Genomic DNA, 5,705 nt, shown 5'->3' on the forward strand with positions numbered 1-5,705 from the left:
GCGCTCGGCGGTTAGGGTTACCCAACTTACCTTGTCGTCGGGGCCTGTTATTCCCCGCATAAGATTGCTTGGGTCTTCAACGATTTCATCTGATTGGGGGGAATTATGCGGGATTTTGCCGTGCCGGTGGGGCGTCTGCTCCTGGCGCTGATCTTCATCGTGAGCGGTTACAACAAGATCATGGGCTGGCCGGGAGTCGTCGGTGCGGTGGAGGCCAAGGGCCTGCCGATCCCGATGCTGTTCGGCGCGGGCGCGATCCTGCTGGAACTGGGCGGCGGGCTGCTGGTTGCCATCGGGTACAAGGCGCGCATCGGGGCCGCCGCACTGATCCTGTTCACGATCATGACGATGATCTTCTTCCATAACTTCTGGGCCTTCGAGGGCGGGGACTATCAGGTGCAGGTGATCAACTTCATGAAGAATCTGGCGATCACCGGCGGCCTGTTCCTGGTCCTGGCCTATGGCGCCGGTCCGATGAGCGTCGATGGCGAGGACGAGGAATGGGGCTGACGGCGGTTGGCTTGAATGAAGCAGGGCCGTAAGCGGCCTGGGGGGAGGGAGCGGATGTTCAGGGCCTTGATGCTGGAGGAGCCGTCCGCCGGGGCGGAGCCGGAGAAGCCGGAAGCGGTGCTCCGCCAGTTGGAGGACGACACCCTGCCGGACGGCGACGTGCTGGTCCGGATCGACCACTCCACCCTCAACTACAAGGACGCGCTGGCGATCACCGGCGCCGCCCCGATCGTGCGCTCCTTCCCGATGGTCCCCGGCATCGACCTTGCCGGGACGGTCGAGTTCTCCGACCGGATCGACTTTCCCGCCGGCGCCTAGGTCGTCCTGACCGGCTGGGGCATCGGCGAGACCCACTGGGGCGGTCTGGCGCAGAAGGCCCGCGTCAAGGGCGACTGGCTGGTCCCGCTGCCCGACGCCTTCACGACATCGCGCGCGATGGCGATCGGCACGGCGGGCTTCACCGCCATGCTCGCCGTGCTGGCGCTGGAGGACCACGGCGTCACGCCCGACAGCGGCGAGGTGCTGGTGACGGGGGCGGTCGGCGGAGTCGGCAGCATCGCTGTCTGTCTGCTGTCGAAGCTGGGCTACCGGGTGGTCGCCTCGACCGGCCGGCCGGCGGAGGGCGGCTACCTGAAGTCGCTGGGCGCGGCCGAGGTGATCGGCCGGGACGGGCAGGACGGCCCGGTCCGGCCGCTTGCCAAGGAGCGCTGGGCGGGCGTGGTCGATTCGGTCGGCGGCGCCGTCCTGGCCCATGCGCTGGCCCAGACCCGCTACGCCGGCACGGTTGCGGCCTGCGGCCTTGCCCAGAGCATGGACCTGCCGGCCAGCGTGGCGCCCTTCATTCTGCGCGGGGTGACGCTGACCGGCATCGCATCCGTTTTCTGCCCGCGCGAACGCCGGCTGCTGGCCTGGAAACGGCTGGCGGCTGATCTTGAGATCGAAAAACTGGACGCGCTGACCAGCACGATCCCGCTGTCGGACGTGGGGCGGACGGCGCCGCTGTTCCTGGAAGGCCGGGTGCGGGGGCGGATCGTGGTGGACGTCAACCGCTGACGCTGATTTGGCCGCGTCAGGCGACGTGGGGCAGGCGGAAACGCCGGGGCGGGGCCGAAACCAGGGCCGGAATCAGGGCAGTCGCCGCCGTCGTTCCGAGCAGCGAATCGGCGTCGAGCGGGCCGGCCAGAAAACGCAGCAGGTCACTATCCAGGGTCACTACCGGGGCCTTCCGCCCTATCGCCGCCCTGGCCGGCTGAGGGTTGGCCAGTTGAGGGTTGGCCGGCTGGGGGTTGGGGAGAGCGTCGAACTCTTCCTCCGGATCGCAGTCGAGGTCTTCCAGGTCGACGTCGGGCCGGCGCTGGTCCATATGGCAGTGATGCGCGATGCGCCGGTCCTGGATGACGCCGCGCAGCTTCAGCCGGAACTCGATGGCGCGGAGCGCCAGGGACCCGCGCTTATTTTCCTGTGCGTCGGCGATGATCTCCTCCACCTGGGCCGCCGCTTCGTCGAGCAGGCTCTGATGCTCCTGCCGGCGGCTGGCGCGGATCTGCTGGACCCGGACGCGGATTTCCTGCTGCTGCATCAGGTAAGCGCCGCGCTGCTTGGCCCCCTTGGGCGAGTACCCCGCCCGCCGCGCCGCCTCCGCCCCGCCGACATTGCAGGCCATCGCCTGACAGAAAGCCTCCTGCCGGTCGGTCAGGTGGAGGGTGGGAGAGGTGGAGGCGGGGAGGGCTGACATGGCATGACTCTTCGGCGGGAGGGTTAGGAATGGATCAAAGAATATTATCCTAAGGACGGCGCGAAACGCAAGAGCGTTCGAAAAAACCGCGTCGCCAAAGTCCCGCCGCTACCGCCAGTACTGCCGCCCTCACCAACGCCCCTCTCCACAAAAACCAAAACCCTCTCCACCCTCTTCGGGGGGAGAGGGAAGGGTGAGGGGGGCAGCACACCCGCGTCCCCTGCCGAAAAACCCGCCAATACCAGCGCCGCCGGTCATGGAACTACCTCCCGGCGCCTAACCCCTGCCGCCGCTGCAACCGCCAACCGCCAGCGACGACGACGACGTAGAAGCGGCTTCCAGCCGCTTTCCGCGCGCGAAACGCGCGCTTTCCGCTGCATAAGCCTTCGTTCCCCTGCGGAACAAACCGCCCCGCACCTGGAAAGCGGCTGGAAGCCGCTTCTACCCTCGGCCGCTGGCGTCGCCACCGCCGCCGTCGCTCCGGCGCAATCCCCGACGCTTCCGCTGTCAAGCCGGCACTTTCACCCCCGCAGCCCGGCCCCGTGGCGCGGGCGGCACCACCGAAAACAGCACCTGCTGCACCTCTCGTCGCCAGAACGGCCCCTTGACCGGCGCCAGCGGCACCCCGACCGCCAGCGGCTGAAACGCCTTCCCGTCCGCCGCCGGCCTTGCCGGCAGGATGCGCGGGATCATCGCCCGCGCGTCGGACACCTGCCGCGTCATCTTCGCCAGTTCCGCCGTCAACGGGTTGTCCATCGACAGGTCGCCTCGGAAGAACAGCGGCAGCCCGAGCAGCGTGGTCGCGACCGGAAAAGCCTCGACGCTGCGGACAGGTTTGCCGCTGCCCCGGCATTCCACCAGCAGCAGCGACGTGCTCCACGGATGCCAGGTCTTGTCGGCCAAATCCTTCCAACTGGGAGGCCCCGCCGGGGTGACCGCGCCGTGCCAGACGATCAGCATGCCGTCGAGCGTCGGATGCCCGGTGAACTGGCGGGCGGGTTTGTAGGGCACATCGGCGTCGTCGTCGCCTGGGGGCAGGGTATAGTCGAACTCCGGCCAGCAGGCCGAAGGATTGTCGAGTGAATACATGATCGTACTCCCTGGTCCGCTGAGCGGGACCCTGGTTCTGGACCTGAAGGGAAAACACGGACCCCTGGACGCGGCGCCGGCTACTGGCCATCCCTCGGAGAAGGCTGCGGCGGCGGGACGCCGTGGCGGGGGAACGTGGTGCGGAGGCGGAACAGCGCGCACGGGCAGCCGACCCGCGCCCGACGGGGCGGGAGGGACAGGCGTCTTACCCGGACGGAACGGCGGCGGAGGCGCGCAACCGGGGCTTCACCGCGCGATCCCCGTCAGGGATCAGGCGGCCGACCGTGAAACGGATCGTTCCCGATGGACGCGCAGCTTGCCGAGCCGGTTCCCGAGAGGGCCAGCGGTGCCGGGCGGACTGTCAGAGTCGCATGACGCTCAGGACGTAGCGGAGGAGTTGGCGGGCGTTTGTACCGCAGCGCCGTGGAAATCCACGGCGCCAAGCGGTCCCGCCGCCGCCGCGACGGTCGAAACCATCGCGGCGGCGGACGACAAAATACGGCGCGCGAAGACGCCGGGCGGTGTGGTAAAGGTGGCGGTAGCCATCGATGTGCAATCCTTCACTCGGATCATTGATGGTTAGGTCGGGCGGGGGAATTGGCGTTCCTTTGCTCGACCGCCCCGCGGCTGCGGAGGTATGGCGACTCTGAGCGGGTTGCGGTGGGAAGTCAAGCACGGTGCTGAAACGCGTGTCGGTGGCGGCGACGATGCGCGCTTGACGGGATTTTCATTGGCAATCCGTGCTTCAAGGGCATGAGGGCCGAAGCTCAACGTATCCTGTGAAGTGAAACTGATTGGGCAACCTTCTTGTTCATTAATTTAAAATAAATTATTTGAGTCGATATCGATACCAGGGCGGCAATTTTCCGGGGAACAGGCCATGGTTGACTGGTCGGATGCGGACATCGATCAGTTACTCCGGTGCAGGAAGTCGATACAGGACGCGCCCCGGCGGGAAATGAAGGAAGAGAACCGACACCGTCGCAACGATATGAGGCTCCGTGGACCGGAGGGCGAGCAGTTCGACGTTTTCATTCGACAAAGCCTTGAGTTCCTTGAGGATTTTTCCATAGGTTTGGTGTTCATCGCACCTGAAGGAAAGCGTGTCACTTTAGTTCGGTTCAATGGACAGCATGAGCAAGCGGTTGATCCTTTCCAAGCGGGAATTCCGCATTTCAACTTTCATGTGCACAAAGCAACCTCCGATAATCTAAATATGGGACGCTATGAAAAGCATCCCGCCGATACGACTCAGGATTACGCCTCCTTAGATGAGGCAATCGTGGTATTCTGCAAATATGTTGGCATTCAAGGCTGGGAGCGACATTTCCCCGATACCAGAGTCATACCGCTATTTCCGGAATTGGCCTCATGAACTACATGGACTATCTGACAGCAGGCTTTGGTTCTCACGTTTCGGTGCGTGAGAAGCGTCCGGGGATAGCTAAACTTCTGGTGCCCCTCTTTCATGAGGATGGCGACATGGTCGACATTTTCCTTGAGATGAAGGGAGGCGACATGATCCGCGTCAGCGATCGTGGATTGTCGCTGATGAGGCTTTCATACCAATACGACATCGATACGGAGAACAAGGAACGCATTTTCCGGCAGATCCTTTCAGAGAACAGAGTTTCCGAGGAAAATGGAAACCTGTACCTGGATGTGCCGTGCCAGAGTTTGTATCCGGCGGTACTGAAATTCGGTCAGGCCGTTGCAAAGGTTTGTAGTATGAGCCTTTACCGGCGTGAGGTTATATCTAACCTGTTCTACGAGATGCTGGATGAATTCGTAACTGCCGATATGTCAAAACTCCAATCTGCCAAGGCCATCTCTCCGATTCAGTCACGGGATGAGCTGGAGGTGGATTACGGATTCAGCTTTGGACGGGTTCCAGTCTACCTGTTCGGGGCCAAGGGTGGGGATACGTCGAAGATAAGATTGATAACGATTGCCTGCCTCGAGTTTCAGAAGAAGGGCTTGGCGTTCCGTAGCGCCGTCGTTCATCAGGATTTCGCCGTTTTACCGAAACGGGATTGCAAGATCGTGACCAGTGCTGTCGATAAGCAGTTCACGTCGCTGGAAGATTTTCGCGAGCACGGGCCTGATACGATTTAGCGGCTTGCTGCTTGACTTAGGCGCTCAAAAAAGCGCTTGATTTTTCAGCTTTGCTTAATGGAGCTCTGTCCACGTTTGCCTTTTTTCCCTGCTTTGGGGAAGAGGGTTGGGGTGCAAAAGTGCGCATGCGCGCACTGTCCTTGCAGCCTCAGCAAAGCTGGTGCTAAATTAATCTGACCCTGGTTGTTCCTTAGCTTTGCGCAATGTGGTTTGCTTGCGTCTACCCCTCATTAACCCATTCGATTTGCGACATTTT

At 63.0% G+C, this 5,705-nt stretch carries 8 protein-coding genes; 5 read left to right on the forward strand and 3 right to left on the reverse strand.

All coding sequences use genetic code 11. The annotated features are described in order from the left end of the window. Positions 1-105 precede the first annotated feature (105 nt). The 3 genes from AC5JJ6_RS38600 to AC5JJ6_RS38610 are packed head-to-tail and all read left to right on the forward strand — an operon-like array spanning position 106 to position 1,563. On the forward strand, positions 106-510 hold the full coding sequence (locus AC5JJ6_RS38600) for a DoxX family protein (RefSeq protein ID WP_496047123.1): 405 nt from the start codon (positions 106-108) through the stop codon (positions 508-510). Positions 511-564: 54 nt separating this feature from the next. After that, positions 565-828, forward strand: a complete 264-nt coding sequence (locus tag AC5JJ6_RS38605) for an alcohol dehydrogenase catalytic domain-containing protein (protein WP_496047124.1) — start codon at positions 565-567, stop codon at positions 826-828. A 45-nt stretch (positions 829-873) separates the two neighbouring features. After that, a complete protein-coding gene (locus tag AC5JJ6_RS38610) occupies positions 874-1,563 on the forward strand; it encodes a zinc-binding dehydrogenase (RefSeq protein WP_496047130.1) in 690 nt (229 codons plus the stop codon). A gap of 16 nt (positions 1,564-1,579) precedes the next feature. Here AC5JJ6_RS38610 and AC5JJ6_RS38615 read toward each other — a convergent pair whose 3' ends face one another. The 3 genes from AC5JJ6_RS38615 to AC5JJ6_RS38625 form a co-directional block, all read right to left on the reverse strand. Further along, entirely contained in the window at positions 1,580-2,245 is a 666-nt protein-coding gene (locus AC5JJ6_RS38615; RefSeq protein ID WP_496047125.1) for a terminase small subunit, read from the reverse strand. A gap of 507 nt (positions 2,246-2,752) precedes the next feature. After that, positions 2,753-3,334 (reverse strand): hypothetical protein, encoded by a 582-nt coding sequence (locus AC5JJ6_RS38620; protein ID WP_496047126.1) that lies wholly within the window; start codon positions 3,332-3,334, stop codon positions 2,753-2,755. Between the two features lie 378 nt (positions 3,335-3,712). Further along, positions 3,713-3,880, reverse strand: coding sequence for a hypothetical protein (locus tag AC5JJ6_RS38625; protein ID WP_496047127.1), 168 nt, complete (start codon positions 3,878-3,880; stop codon positions 3,713-3,715). Positions 3,881-4,214: 334 nt separating this feature from the next. Between AC5JJ6_RS38625 and AC5JJ6_RS38630 the strand changes: the two genes are divergently transcribed. Together AC5JJ6_RS38630 and AC5JJ6_RS38635 are read left to right on the forward strand one after the other, a co-directional pair. After that, positions 4,215-4,709, forward strand: a complete 495-nt coding sequence (locus AC5JJ6_RS38630; RefSeq protein ID WP_496047128.1) for a hypothetical protein — start codon at positions 4,215-4,217, stop codon at positions 4,707-4,709. After that, positions 4,706-5,449 (forward strand): DUF1828 domain-containing protein, encoded by a 744-nt coding sequence (locus tag AC5JJ6_RS38635; protein ID WP_496047129.1) that lies wholly within the window; start codon positions 4,706-4,708, stop codon positions 5,447-5,449. Before AC5JJ6_RS38630 ends, AC5JJ6_RS38635 begins: the two co-directional genes overlap by 4 nt. Positions 5,450-5,705: the final 256 nt, after the last annotated feature.

Source organism: Skermanella sp. (genome assembly GCF_059503625.1).